At 43.4% G+C, this 24,207-nt stretch carries 19 protein-coding genes; 9 read left to right on the forward strand and 10 right to left on the reverse strand.

Translation table 11 applies throughout. The features are described from left to right. The first annotated feature begins 926 nt into the window (after window positions 1–926). The 4 genes from NV381_RS28025 to NV381_RS28040 all read left to right on the forward strand — a co-directional run bounded on the left by NV381_RS28025 (window position 927) and on the right by NV381_RS28040 (window position 3,013). On the forward strand, window positions 927–1,328 hold the full coding sequence (locus NV381_RS28025; RefSeq protein WP_258216603.1) for a Fur family transcriptional regulator: 402 nt from the start codon (window positions 927–929) through the stop codon (window positions 1,326–1,328). Next, on the forward strand, window positions 1,301–2,080 hold the full coding sequence (locus NV381_RS28030) for a winged helix-turn-helix transcriptional regulator (protein ID WP_258216604.1): 780 nt from the start codon (window positions 1,301–1,303) through the stop codon (window positions 2,078–2,080). Before NV381_RS28025 ends, NV381_RS28030 begins: the two co-directional genes overlap by 28 nt. 132 nt (window positions 2,081–2,212) lie before the next feature. Beyond that, entirely contained in the window at window positions 2,213–2,428 is a 216-nt protein-coding gene (locus tag NV381_RS28035; RefSeq protein ID WP_258216605.1) for a glutaredoxin family protein, read from the forward strand. A gap of 21 nt (window positions 2,429–2,449) precedes the next feature. Further along, window positions 2,450–3,013: a peroxiredoxin gene (locus NV381_RS28040; protein WP_258216606.1), complete on the forward strand. Its 564-nt coding sequence runs from the start codon at window positions 2,450–2,452 to the stop codon at window positions 3,011–3,013. Window positions 3,014–3,156: 143 nt separating this feature from the next. Here NV381_RS28040 and NV381_RS28045 read toward each other — a convergent pair whose 3' ends face one another. From NV381_RS28045 to NV381_RS28055, 3 genes are all read right to left on the reverse strand, one after another. Beyond that, entirely contained in the window at window positions 3,157–3,996 is an 840-nt protein-coding gene (locus tag NV381_RS28045) for a carbohydrate ABC transporter permease (protein WP_308862345.1), read from the reverse strand. Then, the gene (locus NV381_RS28050; protein WP_258216607.1) at window positions 3,993–4,910 is read right to left on the reverse strand and encodes a carbohydrate ABC transporter permease; all 918 of its coding nucleotides are present in this window, start codon (window positions 4,908–4,910) and stop codon (window positions 3,993–3,995) included. The genes NV381_RS28045 and NV381_RS28050 overlap by 4 nt, the downstream gene beginning before the upstream one ends. A gap of 89 nt (window positions 4,911–4,999) precedes the next feature. Next, entirely contained in the window at window positions 5,000–6,340 is a 1,341-nt protein-coding gene (locus NV381_RS28055; RefSeq protein ID WP_258216608.1) for an ABC transporter substrate-binding protein, read from the reverse strand. Between the two features lie 308 nt (window positions 6,341–6,648). Here NV381_RS28055 and NV381_RS28060 point away from each other — a divergent pair, with 308 nt between their 5' ends. Together NV381_RS28060 and NV381_RS28065 are read left to right on the forward strand one after the other, a co-directional pair. Continuing rightward, window positions 6,649–7,446: a response regulator transcription factor gene (locus NV381_RS28060; protein WP_258216609.1), complete on the forward strand. Its 798-nt coding sequence runs from the start codon at window positions 6,649–6,651 to the stop codon at window positions 7,444–7,446. Continuing rightward, window positions 7,443–9,188 (forward strand): sensor histidine kinase, encoded by a 1,746-nt coding sequence (locus NV381_RS28065; protein ID WP_258216610.1) that lies wholly within the window; start codon window positions 7,443–7,445, stop codon window positions 9,186–9,188. Before NV381_RS28060 ends, NV381_RS28065 begins: the two co-directional genes overlap by 4 nt. A 60-nt stretch (window positions 9,189–9,248) precedes the next feature. Here NV381_RS28065 and NV381_RS28070 read toward each other — a convergent pair whose 3' ends face one another. From NV381_RS28070 to NV381_RS28090, 5 genes are all read right to left on the reverse strand, one after another. Continuing rightward, window positions 9,249–9,893 carry a hypothetical protein gene (locus tag NV381_RS28070; protein ID WP_258216611.1) on the reverse strand — a complete coding sequence of 215 codons (645 nt, stop codon included), beginning with the start codon at window positions 9,891–9,893 and terminating at the stop codon, window positions 9,249–9,251. Window positions 9,894–9,897: 4 nt separating this feature from the next. Further along, entirely contained in the window at window positions 9,898–10,446 is a 549-nt protein-coding gene (locus tag NV381_RS28075; protein ID WP_258216612.1) for an RNA polymerase sigma factor, read from the reverse strand. A gap of 418 nt (window positions 10,447–10,864) precedes the next feature. Further along, on the reverse strand, window positions 10,865–11,962 hold the full coding sequence (locus NV381_RS28080) for a citrate synthase/methylcitrate synthase (RefSeq protein WP_258216613.1): 1,098 nt from the start codon (window positions 11,960–11,962) through the stop codon (window positions 10,865–10,867). A 110-nt stretch (window positions 11,963–12,072) separates the two neighbouring features. After that, window positions 12,073–13,887 (reverse strand): ATP-binding cassette domain-containing protein, encoded by a 1,815-nt coding sequence (locus NV381_RS28085; RefSeq protein ID WP_258216614.1) that lies wholly within the window; start codon window positions 13,885–13,887, stop codon window positions 12,073–12,075. Beyond that, window positions 13,884–14,711 (reverse strand): ATP-binding cassette domain-containing protein, encoded by an 828-nt coding sequence (locus NV381_RS28090; RefSeq protein WP_258216615.1) that lies wholly within the window; start codon window positions 14,709–14,711, stop codon window positions 13,884–13,886. Before NV381_RS28090 ends, NV381_RS28085 begins: the two co-directional genes overlap by 4 nt. A gap of 98 nt (window positions 14,712–14,809) precedes the next feature. Here NV381_RS28090 and NV381_RS28095 point away from each other — a divergent pair, with 98 nt between their 5' ends. Together NV381_RS28095 and NV381_RS28100 are read left to right on the forward strand one after the other, a co-directional pair. After that, window positions 14,810–15,394, forward strand: coding sequence for a biotin transporter BioY (locus NV381_RS28095; RefSeq protein ID WP_258216616.1), 585 nt, complete (start codon window positions 14,810–14,812; stop codon window positions 15,392–15,394). Between the two features lie 318 nt (window positions 15,395–15,712). Beyond that, on the forward strand, window positions 15,713–16,462 hold the full coding sequence (locus NV381_RS28100; RefSeq protein ID WP_258216617.1) for an MBL fold metallo-hydrolase: 750 nt from the start codon (window positions 15,713–15,715) through the stop codon (window positions 16,460–16,462). A 132-nt stretch (window positions 16,463–16,594) separates the two neighbouring features. On the opposite strand, the gene NV381_RS28105 is transcribed toward NV381_RS28100, so the two are convergent. Together NV381_RS28105 and NV381_RS28110 are read right to left on the reverse strand one after the other, a co-directional pair. After that, window positions 16,595–18,418, reverse strand: coding sequence for an ABC transporter ATP-binding protein (locus tag NV381_RS28105; protein ID WP_258216618.1), 1,824 nt, complete (start codon window positions 18,416–18,418; stop codon window positions 16,595–16,597). After that, on the reverse strand, window positions 18,402–20,156 hold the full coding sequence (locus NV381_RS28110; RefSeq protein WP_258216619.1) for an ABC transporter ATP-binding protein: 1,755 nt from the start codon (window positions 20,154–20,156) through the stop codon (window positions 18,402–18,404). The genes NV381_RS28105 and NV381_RS28110 overlap by 17 nt, the downstream gene beginning before the upstream one ends. A 724-nt stretch (window positions 20,157–20,880) precedes the next feature. Between NV381_RS28110 and NV381_RS28115 the strand changes: the two genes are divergently transcribed. Continuing rightward, a complete protein-coding gene (locus NV381_RS28115; RefSeq protein ID WP_258216620.1) occupies window positions 20,881–24,093 on the forward strand; it encodes an S-layer homology domain-containing protein in 3,213 nt (1,070 codons plus the stop codon). The last annotated feature ends 114 nt before the right edge of the window (window positions 24,094–24,207 follow it).

The raw sequence follows: 24,207 nt of genomic DNA on the forward strand, positions 1-24,207 counted from the left end.
AATGGACTGCCATTCCTAAGGAAGCTGTCCCAATAGGGTGTAAGTGAATGAATCAGACGCCTCCAAAACCACTTGTAAGTGGGGATGGAAGCGTCTTTTTTGTAGGGGAAATCCCATCAGAGTGGGGGGCGAGCATCCAAAAATCCAAAAATGACTTTTGGGACTGCCACTCCTAAGGAGGCTGTCCCAAAAGGGTGTAAGTGTATGAATCAGTCCCAAACTATTGACGCTCCAAAACCACTTGTAAGTGGGGATGGAAGCGTCTTTTTTGTAGGGAAATTCTGATCAGAGTGGGGGGCGAGCATCCAAAAATCCAAAATTTGACTATTGCGACAGCCTCTTTTTGGATGTTGCATAAGTGATGGGGCGAGAACCGATGTTCAAAGGTTGCTTTCAATCTAGGGGAGACCAGGATCTTCGGGCGGCTGCTGAAGGAAAGGGGTGGAAATAGATGGAAATCCTCACGTTAATTCAGCCTGAATATCGCTTGAAATCAAATTAACTGGAAAAACTAACTCTAATATGGGTGATATGGCCAATATCCGCCAAAATACGTAGAATTAGCATGAGAAATTCCAGTTAAAGGGCTAGAAACGCTATTTTCGGAGCAATTAACGTGACATTTTCCCGATAAATGCATGAAGACCGCCAGACTGCCATGCAATGCCGTAACCGAACCGAGAACCGAGAACCGAGAACCGAGAACCGAGAACCGAGAACCGAGAACCGAGAACCGAGAACCAGAACCTAACGATTAGCGCGCGTTGGAAAGCGATCTCATCTCTGTATTTCACTGAGAACATCTAAGAATAAGCTGCCTCAAAATGACTTTTAGAGCAGTACCTTCTTTGTTTACCTGCTATTGACTTAGACTGAATATAAGTTTAAACTTAATCTAAATACATTGAAGTTGCGGAGGGCTTTTTATGAGCAGAAAAGGGCAGCTTACCATACAGCGCAAAGCGATTTATGATATTTTGGCTGAGAGCAAAGATCATCCAACAGCTGCTGAGGTTATTGACCGACTGAAGCAGAAGGAACAGCACTTAGCCTACGCTACCGTTTACAATTCCTTACGTTATTTGACGGAAGAAGGCATGATCCGTGAGCTGAAGCTGGACGGGGATGCCAGCCGATACGATGCCTGTACCGAGGATCACCAGCATATTGTTTGCAAAGTATGCGGCAGAGTAGACGAGGTGTTTACTGAGGTACCGCAGGAATGGCTGAACACAGTAGCCGCTGAAACAGGCTATACGATTGAGCAGCAGCATGTTTTGGTGAAAGGAGTGTGCCCGGTATGCAAAAAGAAAGGGAAAGGGAACTGAGCTCACCGCTGAATGATTCTATATTATTTCGACCAACTCTCCCAGAACCGGCAATTGGGGATTATTGCGAGACTACACATCGTATTGTAATCATTAGTCCATTTCCTTATTCATTGCATGAGCTTGTGCGGGAATTGACGATCAAATGCTACGATGTGCTTGTTTTTCGCTATTGGGACGAAGAAGCGTTGGCTGTCCTTCCTATCGACCTGATGATTGTGGATTTATCCAAAGAAACCAAACATGGAGCTTCAGCAGCTCCGCAGCTGATGCGAAGCCATGGAGTTCCAACGTTGCGACTTGTAAATAAAGAGAATCTCTCGTCAGATGAAGCGGATAAATCCTCATATTCAGAGGCGGTCATGAGCTGGGAGAGCAGCACGATCGAGCAGGTGCTTGAGCGGGTTCATTCCATGCTTGCTCAGGGCAACAGGCAGCCTGGACAGCGGTCCGATCAAGCTCAGGTAAAAGATCTGACTGTCGATTACAAAAGAGTTGCAGTTTATGTAGGCTCTGAACGGATTGATGTTACGAAAACTGAATTTGATTTGTTAAAGGCGCTGCTGGAGGCTGGAGGTTCGGTGCTTAGTCGGCAGGAGCTGATGGATCGTGTATGGGGAGAGCAATATTTTGGCGGCAGCAATACGGTTGATGTTCATGTAAAAAGCTTGAGACAAAAGCTGAAGGACGACCCCAAAACGCCGAAATATATCGCGACCATACGAGGTGTTGGTTACCGAATTTCTGATTAAAAAGGGTTTCATGCAATCTTCATGATAACTTCATCAAACCTTCATGATGAATAGCGTCCCAAGATGTTACTATCACTTTAGAAGAAAATTAGATTTAGTTTAAATTTAAAAAACTTTAGGAGGATATAAGCCATGTCAACAGCAACCCAAGTCATTGTATATTCCAGCAACACCTGCACATATTGCAAGCAGCTTAAGCAGTACTTAAATGAACAGAGCATTGCCTTTGAAGAAAGAAATATTGATACCAACGACGCATTTATTGATGAGCTTCAAGCAACAGTAATCGGTGACACCCGAATTCTAGGCATGAACACTACTCGCATCCAAAAAGCATTGGCTCAATAAGAACGGAAGGAGACTACACTAATGACTCAACAAGTACAAACAACAGAAATCGTAAAAATCGGACTGCAGGCCCCATCCTTCAACCTTCCATCCACTCTGAACATGGAAACATTAGAGGAAAATGTTACTTTGGAAAGCTACCGCGGCAAATGGCTGATGCTGTTTTTCTGGCCCTATGATTTTACTTATGTATGTCCTACAGAAATCATTGCTTTCAGTGATCATGCCGACAGCTTCAGAGATCTGGATTGCGAAATAGTAGGTGTTTCGGTGGACAGTGTCTATACACACCGCGCATGGACTCAAACACCACGTGATCAGCAGGGAATTGGTTCTATCAATTATCCATTGGCATCCGATTTCAAAAAGGAGACGGCAAGAGCCTACGGTGTACTGGATGAAGCCTCGGGCTCTGCACATCGCGGATTGTTTATTATCGACCCTGAAGGCGTAGTTCGCTATCAGGTCGTAACGGATATGAACGTAGGCCGCAGCGTGGAAGAGACGCTACGCATTCTGCAAGCTCTTCAAGCGGGCGGACTATGCCCGGTTAACTGGAAGCCCGGTGAGAAGACGCTGGGATAAGCAACCCCTCTTTTGCTGGACAAGCATTGAGAGTAAGGCGGAAGCGGAAGTAAACCTATTAAATGCGAAAACCCAAGATTCTCGCTTCGTGTAGAAGCTGATTCTTGGGTTTTTGATATTTAATCATCGTGAACGAGTGTTGATTACCCTTTAATACCTGTGGTGGCGATGCCCTCCACGAAGTATTTTTGGCAGAAGAAGAAAACTAATATACAAGGGATGATAGCGATAACCGACATAGCAAGCACCTGATTCCAGGCCACACTGGTCGAGTTATCGAGCGCCATTCGAAGCCCCAACGCAACGGTAAATTTCTTGACACTGGTAATGTAGATCAATGAATTAAAGAAGTCATTCCATGTCCATATAAACTGGAAAATCCCTGCTGATATTAGTGCCGGCTTGGACAGCGGGAGTAGAATGCGGACCAGAATCATAAACGAATTGCAGCCGTCCATCTTCGCGGATTCGTCAAGCTCTCTTGGGAGTCCACGAAAAAATTGAACAAGCATGAATATGAAGAAAGCGTGAGTGGCGAGTGCAGCCGGGATGATAAATGGCAAGTAGCTGTTCAGCCAATCAAAGTTTTTGAACATTATATATTTAGGAATTATAACTACTGCATTTGGAAGCATTAAGGTGGAGATCATGAGTGAGAACAATACATTCTTGAATGGAAATGTAAATCTGGCAAAGCCGTAAGCTACTATAGTACTAGATACAACGGTAAAAAACACGGTTGGAATGACCAGCTTGAAGGTGTTCAGGAAGTACAGACCGAATGAATATTGCCCGGAGCCTTTCCAACCGTTGATGTAGCCGTCCCAATTGAAATGACTTGGCAGCAGACTGAGTGATCCGAATATTTCCTCATTCGTTTTGAATGAAGCGGTAAACAGCCATAGCAAGGGATAAATCATAATGAGCCCGAATACACACATGAACACGAATGAAACGGTATTTCTAACTTTTTCTGAACTCAATGCTTATCACCTCCGTCTTCATAATGGGCCCAGTAAGAGGAAGATTTGAAAACGAGTGCTGTGAAAACCAGAATAATTGCAAACAACACCCAGGAGAGTGAGGACGCATAGCCCATTTTCAAAAACTTGAATCCTTCATCATACAATTTCATCCCGAATAAATAAGTGGATTTGAGCGGTCCCCCATCAGGCAGTATAACAAAGGCACCGGTGAATTCTTGAAAGGCATTAACGATCTGCATAACTAAATTGAACAAAAGAATCGGCGTTAATAAAGGAAGAGTAACGGAAAAGAACATCCGTACTTTGGAGGCGCCTTCGACTCGACCGACCTCATACAGCTCACCAGGTATTTGTTTTAAGCCGGCTAGGAAAAGAACCATGGAGGAACCGAACTGCCATACATTCAACATAGAGATGGTGTACAGTGCAATACTGGGATTCCCAAGCCAGTCGATCGCTGGAATATGAAGTGTAGCGGTAAGGTTGTTAATAATTCCATCCTTCATAAACAGGAATCTCCACAGCACGGCAACGGCAACGCTGCCGCCTAATATGGAGGGCAAGTAATAGACGGTCCGGAAAATATTGACGCTTTTGAGCTTCGCAGTCAGAACTACAGCTACGAATAATGCAAAGGCGAGCTTGGCCGGGACGGCGATAATAGCATAAATTAATGTGACTTTTAAGGATTGATAGAACATGTCATCTTTGGTAAACATATCGATATAGTTTTTAAAGCCAATAAATTTTGGCGGATTGATCAGATCGAATGAAGTAAATGAATAGTAGAAGGAAGTAAGAAAAGGATACAATTCCAATAACAGAAATCCGAAAAGCCATGGACTGATATAGAGCAAACCGATATATTGGTACTTCTTTTTTACTTTCACAGCGGATCGAAGTGTTTCCATTTTATCACCCTTACTTATGCATTGTTGAAGTAGAAGTGCCGCTGAGGCTCAGCGGCACTTGTAACAGTTTCCGGACAACACGGTACAGATTACTTTTTCAATTCTTTTAATTTATCCGTATATCGTTTGATTAGTTCGTCAGCAGCATCGGATGGAGAGGTTTTACCAAAAGCAACCTTTTGAACGATATCCTTGCCGATATCTATGAGCTGTGAGTTTAGGGATATAGCGTTATCTGGAATCGCTTGGCTCTTGGAAGCCAAATCAACAGCTTTTGCCACATTTTTATCCAATTTATTAGCTTCTACAACTGCGTTTTTCGTAGTTTCCAAAGCAGGTACAGCTCTTACATCGCCCAGTATTTTGGCTGCTTCGATATCCGTCAATAACCAGTTTACAAACTTAGTTGCAGCATCTTGATTCTCCGATCTTTTATTAACAGAGACAACCATAGAAGGACGGATAACAGCAGCACCGGTTTTGGAATCCTTATAGGCTGCAGGCAATACCGACTCGATCTCAGTACCTTTTGGCAGCGTGTCCTTGAATTTAATAACTTCACTGCTCCAGCCTTCAATAGCGACAAGCTCTTGATTAATCCATTTTGGGTTTTGATCGGTTTTGCCGGCAAATAATTGGCTTTCACCCAGTGGCTGGAAAACGCCGGCCTTGAACGCTTTCTGAATCCAGTCAAAAGCTTCAGTGGCCTGCTCTTTCGTAAAAGTAAGGGTATTATCATCCTTGACCATAGGTGCATTGGTTTTCTGTCTTAGCATGGATGCGAGCATAATCTGAATGACGCCCAAGTCTGAGTTCATCAGGAACATTTTACTGTCCTTTGCATGAAGCTTCGTTCCTTCCTCCAGCAGGTTGTCCCAAGTCCAAGCCTGATTATAGGGAATGCCCAGCTTTTCAGCCAAAGTTTTGTTGAATACTATGGTGCGTCCGTTAGTTCCCATTGGCAAGCCGACGACTTTGTTATTATAGGTGGAGAAGTTTTTTAGGTAAGTAGCATCAAATTTGCTCAAATCCAAGTTCTTCTGAGTGCCTAAATCAAGTAAAAGCTCGTTTCCATTAGTTAATTCCGCAAGCCATGGTTGATCCAATTGGAGGATATCGGGTGCTGTACCACCAGCAAGCTGTGTTTTTATTTTCTGTTCGTAGCCATCGAATCCGCTATATTCAGCTTCGATAGTTACGTTAGGATTTTTTTGCTTGTACAGATTGATGACATCAAGAGTAGCTTTGTGACGTGAATCACTTCCCCACCATGCGAATCTCAGGGTAACTGGTTTAGTAGGATCGGAATTTTTAGCGCTGTCGCCTTGAGCTGGCGTTGAGCCGCTGCTGCATCCGACAATGCTTGCTGAAAGTAAAGATATGACAATGGCCGAGCTCCATAGCTTCTTCTGCTTATTCATATGATTCATATTCGTATCCCCTTTTTGTTCGAATTTACAAGTTGTAAGCATTTGCAGGTTTATTATATCAATGAAACTTGGACCATAAAATCCATCTGATTTGATAAAAGGTTTGATTATTTGTCTGAAATAAACTGCTATTTCATAGTGTGAAGGGTGTCTAATTTGTCATTTGATTTCATTATTTGTCATTAGGTTGTATGCGATTTCTCGATACTCTATAATAGCAGAAAGCTGACAGCAGAGACACGAATGTATCTACATCGAATAGACTTCGAATAAAATGATTTTGTTATACCGCAAGAGGGAGGGTAACGATGTATAAACTGATAGTAGTTGACGATGAGACTAAAATAAGAAACGGTATATGCAATTACTTTCCATGGAATGAGATAGGATTCGAGATAGTTGCAGAGGCCAAGAATGGGCGGCAAGCCCTAGATTATATTTTAAAGCATGATGTGGATGTAGTTCTTAGCGATATTAAAATGCCGGTCATGACCGGAGTCGAGCTTGCCCAAGAGCTGCACAGCAGAAAAAGTAAAACGAAGATTGTGTTTTTAACCGGCTATAAGGAATTTGATTATGCGCAAAAGGCTTTGGTCTACGGTGTGAAAAGCTATATTATCAAGCCCACCAAATATGAGGAGCTGCTGGAAATTTTCTCAAGGATCAAGGATGAGCTGGATGATGAGCAGTCGAGAGAAGCGCTGCTACAAGGCCAGGCTGTGACCGCTGCGCCTTTGGTAGAGGAAGTGGCGGAGGAAAACACGGAGGAACTGGGTTATCACGAGAAGAAGATTGCCGCGATCAAATCCTACGTTCTGGAGCATTATAAGGATGTGACCCTGGAGGAAGTGGCAGGGTTGTTTCATATGAACTTGTATTATTTGAGTAAGTATTTCAAAAAATGGTCGGGCCAAAATTTTTCGGACTACGTCATATCCGTAAAGATGGAGAAAGCAGCCGAGATGCTAAAAGATATTACCTATAAAACATACGAAATTGGAAGCTTCATCGGTTATGATAACGCCAAAAATTTTTCCAGGGCATTTAAGCTCTACTACGGCAAAAGCCCCAGGGAATTTCGTGATTCACCACCGGTAAGCGAATGAAAACGAAGTTTTTTATTAAGCATCTTTCCATGTTTTTTCTTCCGCTGCTTATTCCGCTTATTATTCTTGGAACGCTCTCTATCCTCATCACCCAGAATTATATTAAGGAGGATATAAATAAAAGCTCTGTTAATTTACTCAAGCAGACGAAGGAAAATATTGAACTGATTCTAAGTGAAACGGATCCGATGAGCCTTGTGTATGGCAATGATTTTAAGATTATAGAAGCCCTTAGCTCCATTATGAAAAACAATGCATTATCCCATGAGGAGCTAATCTCTTACGGGATTCTGAAAAGCTTCCTGAGTGCCCCCGCCAACGCCAGACCGTATATCGATTCCTTTTACATTTATTTGCCTAACGATACGGGACGGTTCATTTCTTCCAAGGAAGGGCTTTCTGAGCTCAATAACTATTATGATAAGGAATGGTTCGATCGATTTATTAAGCAAGATGCGAATGTAAAGCTTTGGATTGAACCCAGGACAGTTAAACCATTTGCTTTTGAGCAGATCCCGACTAAAATCGTTACGATTTACCAAAGAATTAACTCTATCGATGGAGTGATTGTGCTTAATATTTTACCGGCTTATATTGAAAATATTTTGAAGTCGTTATCTACGTTTCCCGAACAAAGCATTCTTGTAGTGAATGAAAATAATCAAATAATTTTTAGCGACAAGCAGCCGGACTACTTGAAGGATTTAAAGCTGGAGAGTATCAACAAGTCCGAGCAAGCCTTTTATACGGTCAATGCTGCAAGAGAGGCTTATATTGTTACACAGCTTAGTTCAGCCAGATATGGTTGGAAATATATTTCCATTGTACCGCAACGGGCATTGTATCAGGTGCCCTTCACTATTATCCAAATAACGGTGCTGCTGCTGCTTATCTCTTTTGTGCTTGGATTTGTGCTTGCCTTTTATTTCACTAAAATCAGATACAAACAAATATCGAATATTATTCATATCATCGATTCAGCCGAAAATGGAAGTCCGCTTCCAGCGCTTCCCGACCGGGTTAAGGATGAGTATGGGTATATCATTCAGAACATCCTGAAAACTTTTATTGAACAGAGCTTTTTGAAAATACAGCTTTCCGAAAGGCGTTATAAGTTACAAGTCGCCCAACTGACAGCTTTGCAAGCTCAAATAAATCCCCACTTCTTATTCAACACACTGGAGACGCTTAATTGGGAAACCATCGCACTGACTGGCAGGCCGAACCAGGTGACGAAAATCATTGATAATTTATCGGAGATTCTAAGATATTCGCTGACCAATCCAGAGGAATTGGTTTCATTAAACACAGAAATTAAAAACCTTAAAAGCTATATCGAGATCCAGAAATACAGGTATGAGGACAAGTTTGATATTATATGGGACTATGATCCGAAGATCATCGGTTACCGTGTGATGAAGCTGTTATTTCAACCTTTTATAGAGAACAGCATCTACCATGGAATTAAGGAAAAGGAAGAGAACTGCTATATTAAAATAAGAATTAAGGCCGTCGGAACTGAGCTGCATATAGGCATTATTGATAATGGGCTTGGCATGAATAAGGATACTCTACAGATGCTTCGGAACGACTTTGATAATGAAAAGGAATATTCAGAGCATATTGGCATGAGGAATACGAATAAGCGGTTAAAGCTGGCATACGGTGAGGATTACGGTGTCGTTATTCGAAGCAAGGAAGGGTATGGGACCGCGGTATATATGAAAATTCCAATGAGTTAGACTATTAGAAAAACCAAGAATCGGCTTTAGTTCGAAGCGAGATTCTTGGTTTTTGGCATCTCATTTTACTTCCACAACAATGGTTTCAAGCAAACGGTTATCGATGTAAGGCAAAGGTTCTTTCAAGGTTAACACTACATCGCCGTACTGCTTTTCATCAAGCTCAACGACATAACGCCATGCACCACTTAAGGGAAGCGCGAAATTAGTCCCAAACCGTTCTAAACCTTTATAACCACTGCTCGGCTTAGTAATTTCGAAAGGGGCTACCACAGTGACCTTCAGTCCTGATTTTATATGAATGGCATGAATGGTGAGCGTCCTTCCATACAGTTCTTCGAAAGGAGCCGTAAAATGAAAAATATACCCAGCCAGGCTGCCCGCGGTTAGTTCAGGTTCAGGGTAAACGGCAAACAACAGCTTCCCATGCTCGTAATATTCAGTTCGATCGATTGGAGCTTTGGTCATTTTTTTGAAAAAAGAAGCTGCTTGGGTTTGAGGCCAGTTGTTTAAATGGGATATTCCAAAAAAGAATAGCACGGCCAAAGTCAATGAGATAAGGGCTGTTGCTATGGGGAAGCGTCTTGTACGCCTCGAATTCTGTACATTTCTTATGATCTGATTCGTTAGTTCTTTAGTAAAATGAGACTGCGAAAAAGGAGAGGGAGTCATATGCTTCGTCCAATCCGGTTTATTTGGATCCATAGGTTCACACCTCATTGCTGTTATTTTCGAGCAGAACGGATACTTTTTTCTTGGCCCGAAATGAACGGGATTTGACAGTACCTTCTGTGATTTGGAGCAGCTCAGCGATTTCTTTGATTGCCAGTCCATAATGATAATCTAGAATTAGGACTTCGCGGAATTTGCGCGGTAATTTCATAACTGCCATCCAGAGCTCTTGGGACTCTAATCGGTCAAATATTACTTTTTCAGCTGAAGGAGAGGTATCTTTGTATGAAAAAAGAGTGTCTATAAGAGTCACTTTTCTAATGAAGGAGCTTTTCAAATAATTCAGCGATTTATTTCTTGTGATGGTCAAAAGCCAGCTTTTCACACTGCATTCGCCGCGGAATGAATAGAGCCGGTTATAGGCTGACAAAAAAACTTCCTGCGAAATATCGTCCGCGGCATCGGCACGTTGGGTCAGGAAATAGGCGAAATTCCATACATCCTCCCCGAAAGTAACCATCAGGTCGCGCAATACCTCGTTTCTGTCGTAGCCGGATGCCAAATAATTTAAGTAATGCGGCTCCAATTTGTATCACCTCTATAAAATAAGACCATTCACTTGCGATAAAGTTCCCCATCCAGACAATAATTTTATCGGGAACAAAAATCTCATCAACAGAGATGGTGTCAGGACGATCAAAAAATAGATTTTTGGAGAAGGGGGCGCTGCGAAGAGCCCCTGGAGCATTTGTACGGAACTAAAAGTTCCGCTACTTCATCAGCCGGCTCTAAATTAAGGAGATAGCGGAAGTGGGAATTCCGTTATGTTGGCCGAGTTGGACATTTATGCATAAAAACAGAGGGGTAACGGAACTGGCGCTTCCGTTATCCCTCTGTTTTTTGGGCTATCCATCTGATAAAGGAACAATGACTTCCGCATTGCCCTTCACTTCCGTGGATTCATTACTGGACGCAACAAGGCGTTGCTCTTGTTAAATGAGATGTTAGGGCTGCTCCGGCATCGGTCCTGTGTAGATGGATTGGGGACGGAAAATGCGGTTGATTTCTGCTTGCTCCAGAATGTGCGCAGTCCAGCCGACGATGCGAGCTGCTGTAAAGGCAGGCGTGAACAAGCTGGTTGGCAGCGCAATAGCCCGCATGATGGATGCCGCAAAAAACTCAACATTCGTATAAAGCCTGCGGCCTGGTTTATATTCCTCAAGCAGCTGAATAGCGATTTTCTCCGTATGAACCGCTAGATCGAACCACGGGTCATTGCCGGACAATGCCTCCGTCACCTGACGAAGCGCTTCAGCTCGCGGGTCCCTGGTTTTGTATACGCGATGGCCGAAGCCCATGAGCTTCTCGCCCCGCTCAAGCACTTGACGTATCCACGCTTCCGCGTTGTCCTTCGTTCCGATGGCATCGAGCATGGCGATGACCTCGGACGGAGCGCCGCCGTGAAGCGGGCCTTTCATCGCGCCGATTGCTGCGCTGACAGCGGAAGCCATGTCCGATTGCGTCGCTAGAACGACGCGTGAGGCGAACGTGGATGCATTCATCCCATGCTCCATGCCCAAGATGAGATAAGCATTCAATGCCTTAACATGAGCAGGGTTAGGCAGTGTTCCTGACAGCATGTATAGAAAGTTGGCCGTATGCCCTAAGCTCTTATCAGGCGCTATACAGGGAAGCCCAGATTGTTTTCTATGCCAGTAAGCAATCAAGGTAGGGAGCAGTGCAGTCAAAGAGACAGCCTGCTCAACCTGTGGAGGCCAGCTGGGAAAATCATCTGACATGGCTGCTACTGCCGTCTGCAAAACATTCATGACGGGCATTGAGGCAGGAAGTGCGTCTAATAAATTTCTGATAAAGTCCGGGAGCACACGATTCATCTGTAAATTCGAAGTGAAAGCTTCCAACTGCTCCTGATTCGGTAGAGAACCGAACCACAATAAATAAGCGGCTTCTTCATACTCCTTACTGATAGCCAGCTCCTTGGCCCAATATCCCCGGTAAACCAAATGTCCTTTTTCCCCGTCAACGAGGCTTATATCCGTTTCTGCTGCTACAATTCCATCCAAACCTGTTACTTTTGCCACTGTAGTCACCTCTTAATCTTAGTGATCTAAGCATACTCCAATTTTATGATAAAGTAAATTTATATGTTTTTATATACTATATAAAAAATTATTATCTAAATTTAGAGCTTCTACCAATCGCAAAAGATCAGAACAGCTAGTAATAGGAAGCCTGCTGTCAGGGTGTACAGATCTCTGAGGTGAAAGGGGATTTTATTGTAGGATAAACGCGAGACGCGTTTCACACGATACCCTCTCGCTTCCAAGGCAAAAGCCAAATCTTCGGCATGCTTCATCATCGATAGAATCAATGGAATCATGAATACGTGAGCATCACGTACTCTTATGGAGCCTTGCTTTACATTCGCTTTGCCTCTGGCTCTAGTGATTAGCGAAATTCGTTCTATTTCTGCAAATAGTATGGGAACGAATCTCAAGAGCAGAGAGGCGGAGAAGGTAAAGGCAGCAACCGGGATGCGAAAATACTCCAGAAAAGAAAAAGCTTGTTCGAGCCCGCGCTGCATCTTTGATCCGGTTGTTGTAAGAGCGAATAAAATGCCGAGCACCATGATCAACAGAAATATGGATAATTGCTTAGTAGTTTGAGCTGCTGAAATTATTGAAAAGTCAACTGCTGCAAGCTTTATCGAGTCCGGATAAAAGGTTAGAGTAAGCCCGGAAATAAGAGCTGAAATAAGGATAAAAAACAGGAATGGCTTCACAGGTTTTAGTAAAGCACCGATTGGCGCGCCTGATAAGTACATACAAATACAGGTGATAATTGCAGCGGCACCAATACCGTACCATTGATCTTGAATTAAGATTCCGCTGGATAGTAGTAAATAAAATAGCCATTTGGTGATAGGATGCAGCTGTTGCACAGCTGTTGAAAGGATGGATGTAAATGAAATACTTTTTGCCGACGGTGCTGTCGATTCAGGATTTAGTGATACATTCGCTGCGGGCGTTGAAATAGTATCAGCTGTTGGATCCGTTATCGAAGATTCTCTCGAAACCATGTAAGCTGGGTCGGCTGAAGGCAAGCTTGTAGTCGAGCTGTGCTCCAGTGATTCGCAAGCTGTGGAGCGCTGACGGATTTGCCGGATTATGGCGTCAGCGGTCTCATCCGGGGTTATTGACGTTCCGGATAATGGTATTCCAAGCTCCAGCATAATGTTAGCAATCTCGACTGATGTAGGCAGACCTATCTGCGCTTTAACAAGGATGCCCGGATTGTCGCACAGCTCCTTCGGAGTCAAATCAGCGACTAGGGTGCCCTTGTGCATCACGAGCACACGATCCGCAACAGGAAGGAAGGTGTCAAGGTCATGGCTGACGAGGATGATACCACCCTTGTCAACCCTTTTATGGATATCAATAGCTTCCAGCAGATGAGGAATGCTTAAAGGATCGATGCCTGCCGTAGGCTCATCCAACAGCAGCCATTCCGGCTTGGTTGCTAGGCTTGTAGCGATAGCTACCTTACGTTTCTGTCCGTCGGACAAGGTGAAAAAGGATTCGGTGAGAAGCTCCTCTGGAAGCTTCATTCGATTCATTGCTTCGTTTATTCTTGCGGCAGTCTCCTGCTTAGACAAACGCAGAGGGCGCAGGGAATATAAGAATTCTTTGCGGATGCTCTCGGCAAACAGCTGCCGCTCCGGGTATTGGAACAGGACGCTCATCTTGAATTTAATAGCGTTGTTCATCCGTTGGCCGTTCCATAAGGATTTACCATCATAGGAAATAGTGCCTGCTTGCAGCGGGATCAATCCAGCGATTGCGTTCAAGAAGGTTGACTTTCCGGAGCCGGTTTGTCCGGCTATGAGTGTAACGGTACCTTTTTGCAAGCGGCAGTTGATATTTGTAAGAATAGGCCCGGGTTCAGAACGATTATTTTTATTGCTGCTATTCGGCTTGCCCACAGTTAGTTGCTCAACGTTTATCATAAGTGAACACTCACTATCTTCCCTAGCTCGGCTGGAGTTACCGGCAAAGAGTCAAGCTTAAAGCCTTTATTTACTAAGGACAGAGCTACCTGAACCGTATAGGGAGGGGCGAACCCCAACCGGTCACAGAAGCTTTGGTTATGTTCGTCTGTTTGGTAGAAGAAATCCAGAGTGGACCCGTTGTATGCTACTTTACCTTGGTCCAAGGCTACCACTCGTTCAGCCCAAGCGAGCTCATCCATCCATTGAGTAATCCAGATAATGGTTTTTCCTTCACGGTGAAGCTCCTGTGCTACCTGTATTATGTTATGACGGGACCGAGGATCCAGCATGGAAGTAGCTTCGTCGAACAGGAGGGCAGGGGGATTCATACAGAGGCAGGAGGCAATAGCAAGCAGCTGCTTCTGTCCTCCTGAGAGCTCAGCAACCGGTCTGTCGGCCAGAGCCTCAAGGCCAACTTTTTGGAGCGCTGTCTGGGCTCTCAGATGAATCTCAGGTTCAGCTATACCGTAATTTTCCATCCCGAAGCATACATCCTCATAAACCGTCTCACCAATAACTTGCGTATCGGGATTCTGAAATACAAGCTGAATCGGAGGCTGTTCGGGTATGTTAAAGCTGAGTTCACCGGATGTTGCGGGAGTCAGCATGGCAATCAGCTTAGCCAATGTACTTTTACCGCTTCCGTTGGTCCCGGCAATGGCGACCCATTCTCCCCGGCGTATAGTCAGGTTAACATCTTGCAGTATGGCTGGCGCTTTCTCGGCCGATGCATAGGCAAAAGAAACATGTTCAAGCTTAATTAAATGTTCTCCGAAATTCATTGAATTTTACTCTTTTCTATATGATTGGTTTATGCTAGAATATCAATTGTCAACTAACGACTCACAAATTAGGTTAACAAATAAAAGGAGATTATGCAATGAAAATGAAATTGAGTTTGCGTGGTATGGTGTTCAGCGCCTTGTTTGCAGCTTTACTAGTCGTATCGAGCTTTTTGAACATCCATTTGGGATTTACGCCTGTTCCTATCAGTATGCAAAATCTGGCTGTAATGCTGGCCGGCGCTGTATTGGGACCGCTGTATGGATTTTTCAGCATGGCATTAGTTGTTGTATTAACCGCTATAGGTATTCCATTGCTTCATGGAAGCGGCGGGCTGGCTTTGATTCTGGGACCAACCGGCGGATTTATTTGGGCTTATCCCTTTGCGGCTTTGCTGATTGGGTGGGCGGCCAAACGTATTAAAGGTCAAGGGCCCTTGGCATTTGTATCTTTATTTATTGTTTTAGAATTGTTTGGTTCTTTGCTGCTGTATGTTTCCGGGGTACCTTGGCTTGCCCATGTTGCAAACTATTCCTTGCAAAAGGCTCTGGCTCAAGGATGTTATCCTTATTTACCGGGCGATGCAGTTAAAGCGGTTGTTGCTGCGTTGATTGTTATCCCGGTGCGTAAAGTGTTCCCGATTGCACGAATTACAGGAACAAACGATACCAAGGCGGCTTAATAGTTATTGGGTCTGTATGTATAACGAATATAGCATGTGAAACAAGAATCTGAAAGTACATACTCTTTGGCCGCCCAAAGACCTATAAACCAGTTCACTCCTTTGTAAATGGGGGGGTGAACTTTTTTGCATATATAAAATTTATATACAATTTCAAAAGTATGAAATATCGTCAGAATGCCATTAAATGGTTAGTTGTAAATATTCATATTGACAAAACAATAAAAGCATGATATAATAAAATATTTTTTGACATTAAATCCCCTTGTGGTTATGATAAGGTTTATAAACATAACTCAACCATTATGGAGGTATAGGATGAAAATCGCCAACGGAGTAGAGATGTTAGAGATTTCAGCAACTGTGATGGGGAAGATGGATGTTATTCACCCAACATTGATCTGGGACGAGGATACGGCTGTTTTGGTGGACACTGGTTTTCCTGGCCAAATGCCATTAATTATTGAGGCGATGGAGAAGGCAGGGGTACCCTTCAAGAAGCTTAACAAAATCATTATGTCCCATCAAGATCTGGATCATATCGGAAGCCTGCCAGCTATTCTGCAAGAATCATCGCAAAAAATTGAGGTTCTGGCGAATGAAGTGGAGAAGCCTTATATACAGGGGGATAAACGGCAGGTGAAAATAACACCGGAGGCTATTACTCAGGCGTTGCAATCATTACCTCCTAATGTGCCTGAGGAGTGGCGTACTGCCTTTAAAGCCGTACTGGAAAATCCGCCCAAGGCGAGCGTGGACAGAACAATTGAAGATGGAGAGGAATTGCCATACAACGGGGGGATAACCGTCATTAACACACCTGGTCATACTCCCGGGCATATCTCCCTATATCATAAAAGTAGTAAAACATTAATCGCAGCGGATGCTTTGGTCATAGTTGATGGGGAGCTGCATGGATCAGTGCCCCGGAATACGTATGATTTGAACTTAGCCGCTTTGTCGATCAAGAAGCTCACCAATTACGATGTTGAATCGGTTATTTGCTATCATGGCGGTCTTTACAAAGGAAATGCTAACCGACGTATCGCAGAATTAGCCAATCTGTGAGCGCGATTGAAGAGTATATGTTCGTGATTACAACTATTATCTCCCACTTCATGTACAAGTGATCTGGGGGCGCACAGAAAAGAACCTGGCGGTGAGGTTACCTCCAGGTTCTTACTGATGCGATTTACCGGATTAAGCGCCCTGTATATGCTTTCCTTGAGAGTAGCGATACAGCTGTTCGTAATAGCCATGCAGATCCAACAGATGCTGGTGGCTGCCGGCTTCGACGATTTGTCCCTGCTTCATAACTATGATGCGGTCGGATTGCATAATGGTCGACAATCGGTGGGCGATAACAAGAGTGGTTCTGCCCTCCGATACGACCTGCAATGCAGATTGCACGAGCTGCTCGGTTTGTGAATCCAGGTTAGCTGTCGCTTCATCCAGAACAAGAATTTTGGGCTGGAACACGACGATTCTTGCGAAGGAGATTAGCTGTCGTTCTCCGGCGGACAAGCCGCTCCCGCGTTCCGACAGCATCGTATTATAGCCGTCCTTCAGTCTGGAAATGAGCACATCTGCGCCGACAAAGGTACAGGCATCGATAACCTGTTCGGTTGTAATGCTTTCATCGAAAAGCCGGACATTATCGATAATAGTGCCGGAGTACAGAAACGGCTCCTGCTGGACAAGACCGATCATACGGTGCAATGTGCTTTGCGGGATGCTGCGAATATCGGACCCATCGATTTGGATGCTGCCTTCCCTCACATCATAGAACCGGCAGAGCAGGCTCATCAGCGAGCTTTTTCCTGCACCGGTCGTTCCGACAATTCCAATCATTTCACCGGGTTCAATATGAAGGTCGAGATCAGAGATGACGGTGTTATCATCGGAATAGCCAAACTGAATATGGTTATAATCAATGCGGCCTTTCACAGCTGATAGATCAATTTGTGCAGGTGATTTGTCATCTTTAATTTCTGGCTCGATTGTAAAAAGCTTATACAGCCGATCCATAGATACGGTAGTAGACTGCAGGGTGCTCCATTGCTGGGATATGTTGTTAATCGGCTGAAAAAACTGCCGAATATAGGTGATAAATGCATACAGCACACCAAACTCAATCGAATGGTTAAACACCGCCATACCGCCGATATACGTTAAAAATGCCACAGACAGATTGCTCAAAACATCGAAGGAGCGGTTGAAAAACACGTTGGTACGCACTTCCCGCAAATTAGCTTTGAAGTAGCTTCGATTGCGGTCCATAAATTGATTTTCCTGTTCCTTTTCCTGGTGGAACGCTTGGGTTAAGTTCATGCCGGCTAAATTCTCAGCTACAAATGCAACCAATCGGGACAGCCGTGTGCGGGTGATTTGATACGTTTTGCGCATATAGGAGCGAAAGCTTATCGCTATACAGGCAATAATCGGAAGTATTATCATACTGTAGCCGGCCAGCACCGGATCCAGGTGAAACATTAGAATAACGATAAAGATTAAGGTCATACCGTCGCGAATCAGACTTAGGAACACTTGATTGAAAAATTGATTCAATGTTTCTGTATCGCTGGATACGTGGGTGACTAAGCTGCCGCTATGAAACCGGTCGAAGAAAGACATATTCAGCCTTGTAATATGCCCGAACAAATCTTTGCGGATACGCGCGACGATGCTTTGACCGGTGAACTGTAGCAAATTATTTTGCAAATAGGTGAAGCCGAAGCTGGTTATCGCTAATACTAAATAAATGCCGCCTAAGATCAGCAAGAAGCTGAAGTCGTTATTGCCCGTCAGTAGATTGTTATCGATGGCAATCTTCACCAGGTAGGGCTGCAGCAGATCCGCGGCAATGGCGAGCAGTGTACAGAAGAAGATCGCAATAAACTTGGAACGATGAGGTTTTGCATATCCCAGCGTAAAACGAAAGGCAGCCCGTCGATTCTCCTTACTGACATGATAGCCGCTGCTGATTTCTTCCTCTTGCTTAGTCTTGTTACTGTCCTTCGGCATATCGGGTCCCCTCCTCTTGAATAGCATATAGGGAAGCATAGATGCCGTCCTCTGCCAGCAGCTGCTGATGTGTCCCTTGCTGTACTATCTTGCCTTCATCCAGCACGACAATCATATCCGCATGCTTGATAGCACTAATTCGATGAGCGATGATAATGGTCGTTTTATTTTTGCGGCTTAATCGCAGGTTTTCAATAATTTTAGTTTCTGTGACCGCATCTACGGCGCTTACACTGTCATCCATAATGAGAATAGGTGCATTTTTTATAAATCCCCGAGCCAGACTGCTTCTTTGCCTTTGTCCGCCTGATAAAGTGAAGCCTCTTTCTCCAAGCTTGGTTTCGAACTGATCGGGAAACTCCAGAATATTATCATAGATCTGTGATTGCTTGGCAGCCAATTCAACAGCCTCAAGTGAAGAGTCACGTTTGTAAAAGGCAATGTTGTCACGAATCGTTGTACTGAATAGAAAACCGTCCTGTGGTACATAAGCAATTTGATTGCGCAAACTTTCTAATGTAGCGTTATGAATGTCTTCATTTCCAAACTGAAGAGTTCCTTGCGGCGGATCATAGATCCTAAGCAGAAGCTTGACGAGTGTCGTTTTCCCGCTGCCGGTTTTTCCGATGATGCCCAAAGTTTTGCCATGCTGAATGGTTAAATTAATGTTGTGCAGCGCAGCTTGGGTTGAATTAGGGTATGCAAACGTTAAACCTTTCATATGTACGTCTGTATTTTGCAGATTCAACGCTTTTGCTGTCGGGGACTCGACAATATCCGGCTGTACAGATAACAGATTGTTCAAACGATCGAGAGAGGCGCGGGCCCGCTGCATAGCATTGATAACGTTGCCAATTTGCTGCAATGGGTTCACCATCATCCTTAAGTAGAGCGTTAATGAAACAAAATTGCCTAGCGTGATTTGATTATGAATAGTCAGGTATCCGCCAAATACAATAGAAATAATGAGAGATAAGGCACCTAAGAAAGGCAGTAAAGCTTGAAAAATCGATGTTATTCTTACTAAACGAAGCTGATTTTCGAGAATTTGATCGACTGTTTTTCCAAAACGGCTTCTCATAATCGGTTCAACTGCGAATTTCTTCGTCACCCTGACTCCACCGAACTGTTCCTCAGCCGATTCCGTCATTTTTGCTAATGATTCTTGAACCTTGGTAGATCGTTTTCGAATCGATGGGCCGAAGTAGATAACGGCAAAAGGGATGATCAGAAGAGGGAGAACGCAGACTGCAATTAAATAGAGGGGGATATTGCTTATAACCATCATTATGATGACTGAGATAAGTAGAATGACGGAGTTAACGGTTTGGTTTAAGCCCATCGACATAGCTTCACGCACAGCTGTTACATCATTCATTACAAAGCTCAGCAGCCTGCCGACGCCATTCTTCGAATAATAGCTCTCGCTCAATGTTGTGAAGTGATTGAATAACTTTCTTCTTGTGTGAAATTCAAACCTGCGGCCTAATCGCATCACCGTATACTGTCCTACCCCGAACAATATTCCGTACGCAAGTCCGATTGCCAGCAAGATGAGACTGTACTCCTTTATAATGGCTTGAGTAATTCCTGCTGCCTGCAGATGATCGGTGAAATTTCCAAGTACTTTGGGGTAATAAGATTGAATAATGTTGGCTGACGCCATGAACGATATTGCCGTTATGTACATTAACCAATGAGCTTTCATGTAATCTTTGAGCAGTGTTTGAGCTTTCAATGGCATCCACATCCTGTAAATTTAATCGTTTCCAAAAACTAATTATACTTCGCTTGCTTGTTTATTTCACCCGCACTAAGCATGGTGTAGCAGTTGTATTCCCTTTGATATCGTTTGATATCCCCGGTATTGCTGTGTAATAGGTGTTTATCTTCCGAATGCTCACGCTTAAGGCCCATTCTTCAAGGATTCTTAAATTGGACTTTGCGTATCTTCTATATATAGAGGTGATAAATGAACAGGGCGATTCCGTGTAACTTAACTTTTAATGCTATTATCAGTGTTGGAAGCATTGGAAATTTGTTAGTGATGACTTTGCTGATAGATTCATAGTATACTCATTCTCGTAGCAAGCGAGCAACACAAGCTGAGCAAGACGAGTTGCCGAAGACAATATCCGACGAAGCAGAATAGCCGCCGCATTTGAATGATTGTTGCAGGATGAACAATTAGAATAATGAGGTGCTTTGGTATGACTGCTACTGAAATTCCACTGTAAGGCAGCGTTGGGAAATTGTTATCGATGACTGGTTGATAGATTCATAGTATACTCACTTAGGTAGCAAGCAAGCCACATGAATTAAAGAAAAGAAAAGCCGCAGCCGCATTTGTTGATTGTCCGTTTGACGAACAATTAGGAGAATGAGGCATTTTGTGTTGTCCATTTTGACCGGAAACAAGCTGAAACAACAAAAAAACTAACTACATGGAGGAATACAACTATATGAAAAAAAGCCTATCTATGATATTGTCCCTTGCCGTGGCATTCTCGATGTTCTCATCCGTTGCACTTGCTGCCAATGCAGCTGACAAAACTTCCAAAGATTTTACCGATCTTAAAGATTTGGATGCAGCGACTAGAGCGCAATTCGACGCCATGATTTCGGCTGGTATCTTTGATGGTGTTGCTGATAACACTTTTGGCTTAACCGATAAAATGAACCGAGCTCAATTTGCTAAAGTAGCGGCGTTGGTGTTCGGCTTAAATGTAGATTCAACATTAAAAACTTCGAGCTTCACCGATGTATTGGCAACAGATCCTGCTAATGGTTACGCATTGCCTTATATTGAAGCTATTGTAAAAGCAGGCATTACAGACGGATTTGCTCCTGGCCAATATAATCCTGCCGGCGAAGTGACCAAGGAACAATTGGCGGCCTTCCTGGTACGTGGTCTTGGAATGGATGCACAAGCCAAAACAACAACTGGTAAGGAAGATAAAACAGTCTCGACTTGGGCTAAAGGTTATGTGGCTCTAGCTATTGAGAAAAAATTGCTGGCCGTTGGTGCTGACGGTATGTTTGGCGGAATGACTTCTGCTTCACGTGAGCTGCTTGTAACTTCTTCTTATGCAGCTAAACAGCAGTACGTTAAAGCTCCTGAAAACGGGTTATATGCTATTAATTCTTTTAAAGCTACGAATGCTAATGAATTCACGCTTCAATTAAATGGTGGAGTTAACGATCCGTCTGAATTGAAATTGGATTTGAAAAGAAACGGTTCTGCTGTAACTGGTTATAAAACAACTTGGAGTGACGATAAAACAACGGTCGTATTGACTTTGGATGCTAAGTTGGACGATGAAAAATGGAGCGTCACACTCGGCGGTTTGAAAAACCTGGACGAAAAGAACTCTACAGCCGAAGTTGAAACCAAGAAAGAAACAATGGAAAAAATCGATTTGCTGACTACCAGCGATACTCTGCCGAATAATCCTGGTGAAAAAATCCGTATAAATTTCAAAGCAACAAATCAATACGGCAAACAGTTTTCGATGGCAGCAAGTGATTTTGACATCTACACAAGCAAAGGTACTCAAACGCCTATCGGTGGCGAGCAAGCTTTCTATGTGACTTTGCCTAATGATATGAAACGTGATGACCATGTATCCGTTACTGTTTTACACAAAGACAGCAACAAGCAAGTGAATAAAGTGTTCACGATTGGTGACAAGTCTATTATTTCTAAAGTTGAAGCAGGCGATCTGTTGAATGGCTCCGGCAACAAGATTGAAGCCATTGACGCTAACGGATATGCTTACCTGGATGTTAAAGCTTATGACCAGTATGGCTTCCGCATTGAAGATAAAGATGCTCTTAACAGCGGAGTGATAGTATCCATTACAGATAATGACTTGCAAAAAGGTAACGAAGGGGATTCAACAGCAGCATTTGTTGATAATGCAGTTGGTGATGAAGCGGCAGATTTGAAGCTGCGTTCGGTTGCTGATACAGAGAAAGAATTTAAAGTTTCTTTATTCGCTAACGGTTCGTCTCAATCCGTGACCAAGACCATTAAAGTGGCAGCTTACAAATCACCATCCAAGATTGATTTCGGCACTTACAGCTACAGCTTGACTAACGGTGATGCAATTACAGGTGATGAAGCTACAGATAACAAAATGTTCATTCCTATCCTTGTTAAGGATGCGCAGGGCAATCAATTAACAGGCCAAGAAATTTACGACAACCGCAGCAAGCTTACAGTATTTGCGAGTGGTGCTATTACTTTAGCTAGTGAGCCAATCTCGAATTCCGGGCTGCACAAAGGAATGATCGCTATTCAAAGCGTTGACAAAAAAGGGTCTGCAACCATCACTGTTCAGCTTAAAGATGATGCTGCGGTAAGAACAGAAAAAACATTGAACGTTAATGACGAGCGTAAAGCCGATACTCTTAAGTTCTCCACAACGCCAGCAAAATATATGATCGCAGGTGCTGACAATGAATTGAAATTGAAGCTCTATGATCAATATGGCGGCGAAATGAAATATGACAGCAATAATCAGTATGTGGTTAGATATTCTTTGACAGCTAATTCCGGAGATGCAGCAAGCTTGGCAGCAACCAGCTTGTCCAGCGTGCAAAGAACGGATGAAACAAACAATACGTCTGCTCGCAAATATGTTCTTAACCCGACAACAGTGGGCACACCGGTTACTCAAGATTTGAAGCTTGCCCATGATGCTGCTGACAAAACGGTTGATTCCGCTATTGATAAGTCCTTCAAGTTTTATGCTGGGGCTAATGCAAAAGCAGCAAGCTATTCCTTCAAAGCAACCTTGTACAAACAAGACAATCAAGGACTAGTTACAATCGGCGATAAAAAGTATGTGGAAGTAAATAATCTTTCGACTACTATGGAAGTGCTCGATCCATCCAATGTCAACAACAAACTGACTTACGAAGCTTATCTGGACAAATCCAATAATACCGTGCTTGCAGCGGAAGATTACTTGAATGCTGGAACAGGTGCAGGCGGTGCAACTAACGTCTATGATAACTACAAAGGATTTGCCAAAGAAGTGAAAATTCGTGCTAAAAAAGACGGCTCTGAAGCAGTAAAAGTACCAACTAATGTGGTGTCCATCTCAACAAGTGATTCACAGGTGGTTGATACAGCTACTAAAACAAATTGGATAGCAGGCGGTAAGGCTGGTAAAGCTAAGCTTACAGTTCTGTACTATGACGGCAAAAAAGATATTGCCAGCTCGAGTATTGATGTGGATTCCAAAAATGAAGGTCCAGTTGTAAGCGAGATTGCTCTTAAGAAATCAAGTAAAACAGTTAGCCAATCCGATCTTCAAGGTAACGGTTTGTATGTATGGGATGCTAAGCTAGCTGAAAAAATAACAATAAAAGATCAATATGCAGGCGAGTTTGTAGCTGAAAATGCTCCTGGAACATTGAATGAAGAAGCAAAAAGCAATGACAGCATGCTTGTCAAAGCTAATGGCACTGGATATAACAACAATGAAGTGCTGAAAGTTAGCTTCTATATTTCCAACATCGTAGGCACAAACCCTAGTGCGATCAAAGTTGATCCTGCTACAGGATTGATTAAATACGATGGTTCAACTGGTGATGTTACAGGCTTTAAAGTGAATGTAGTTGCTCCAAGCGGAGTAACAGCTGCCTTCGACGTCAATGTAAAATAATTAGAATTTTGATTCGATGTAAAAAACCTTAGCCATTCTTGGCTAAGGTTTTTTTTAGTTTAAGTGCTTTACAACACTAAAGTAAGTACCTTTCTAATGTAAGTTTGCCGAGGG

Origin of the sequence: Paenibacillus radicis (ex Xue et al. 2023) (assembly GCF_024722015.1) — a bacterium.
Taxonomy (GTDB): domain Bacteria; phylum Bacillota; class Bacilli; order Paenibacillales; family NBRC-103111; genus Paenibacillus_S.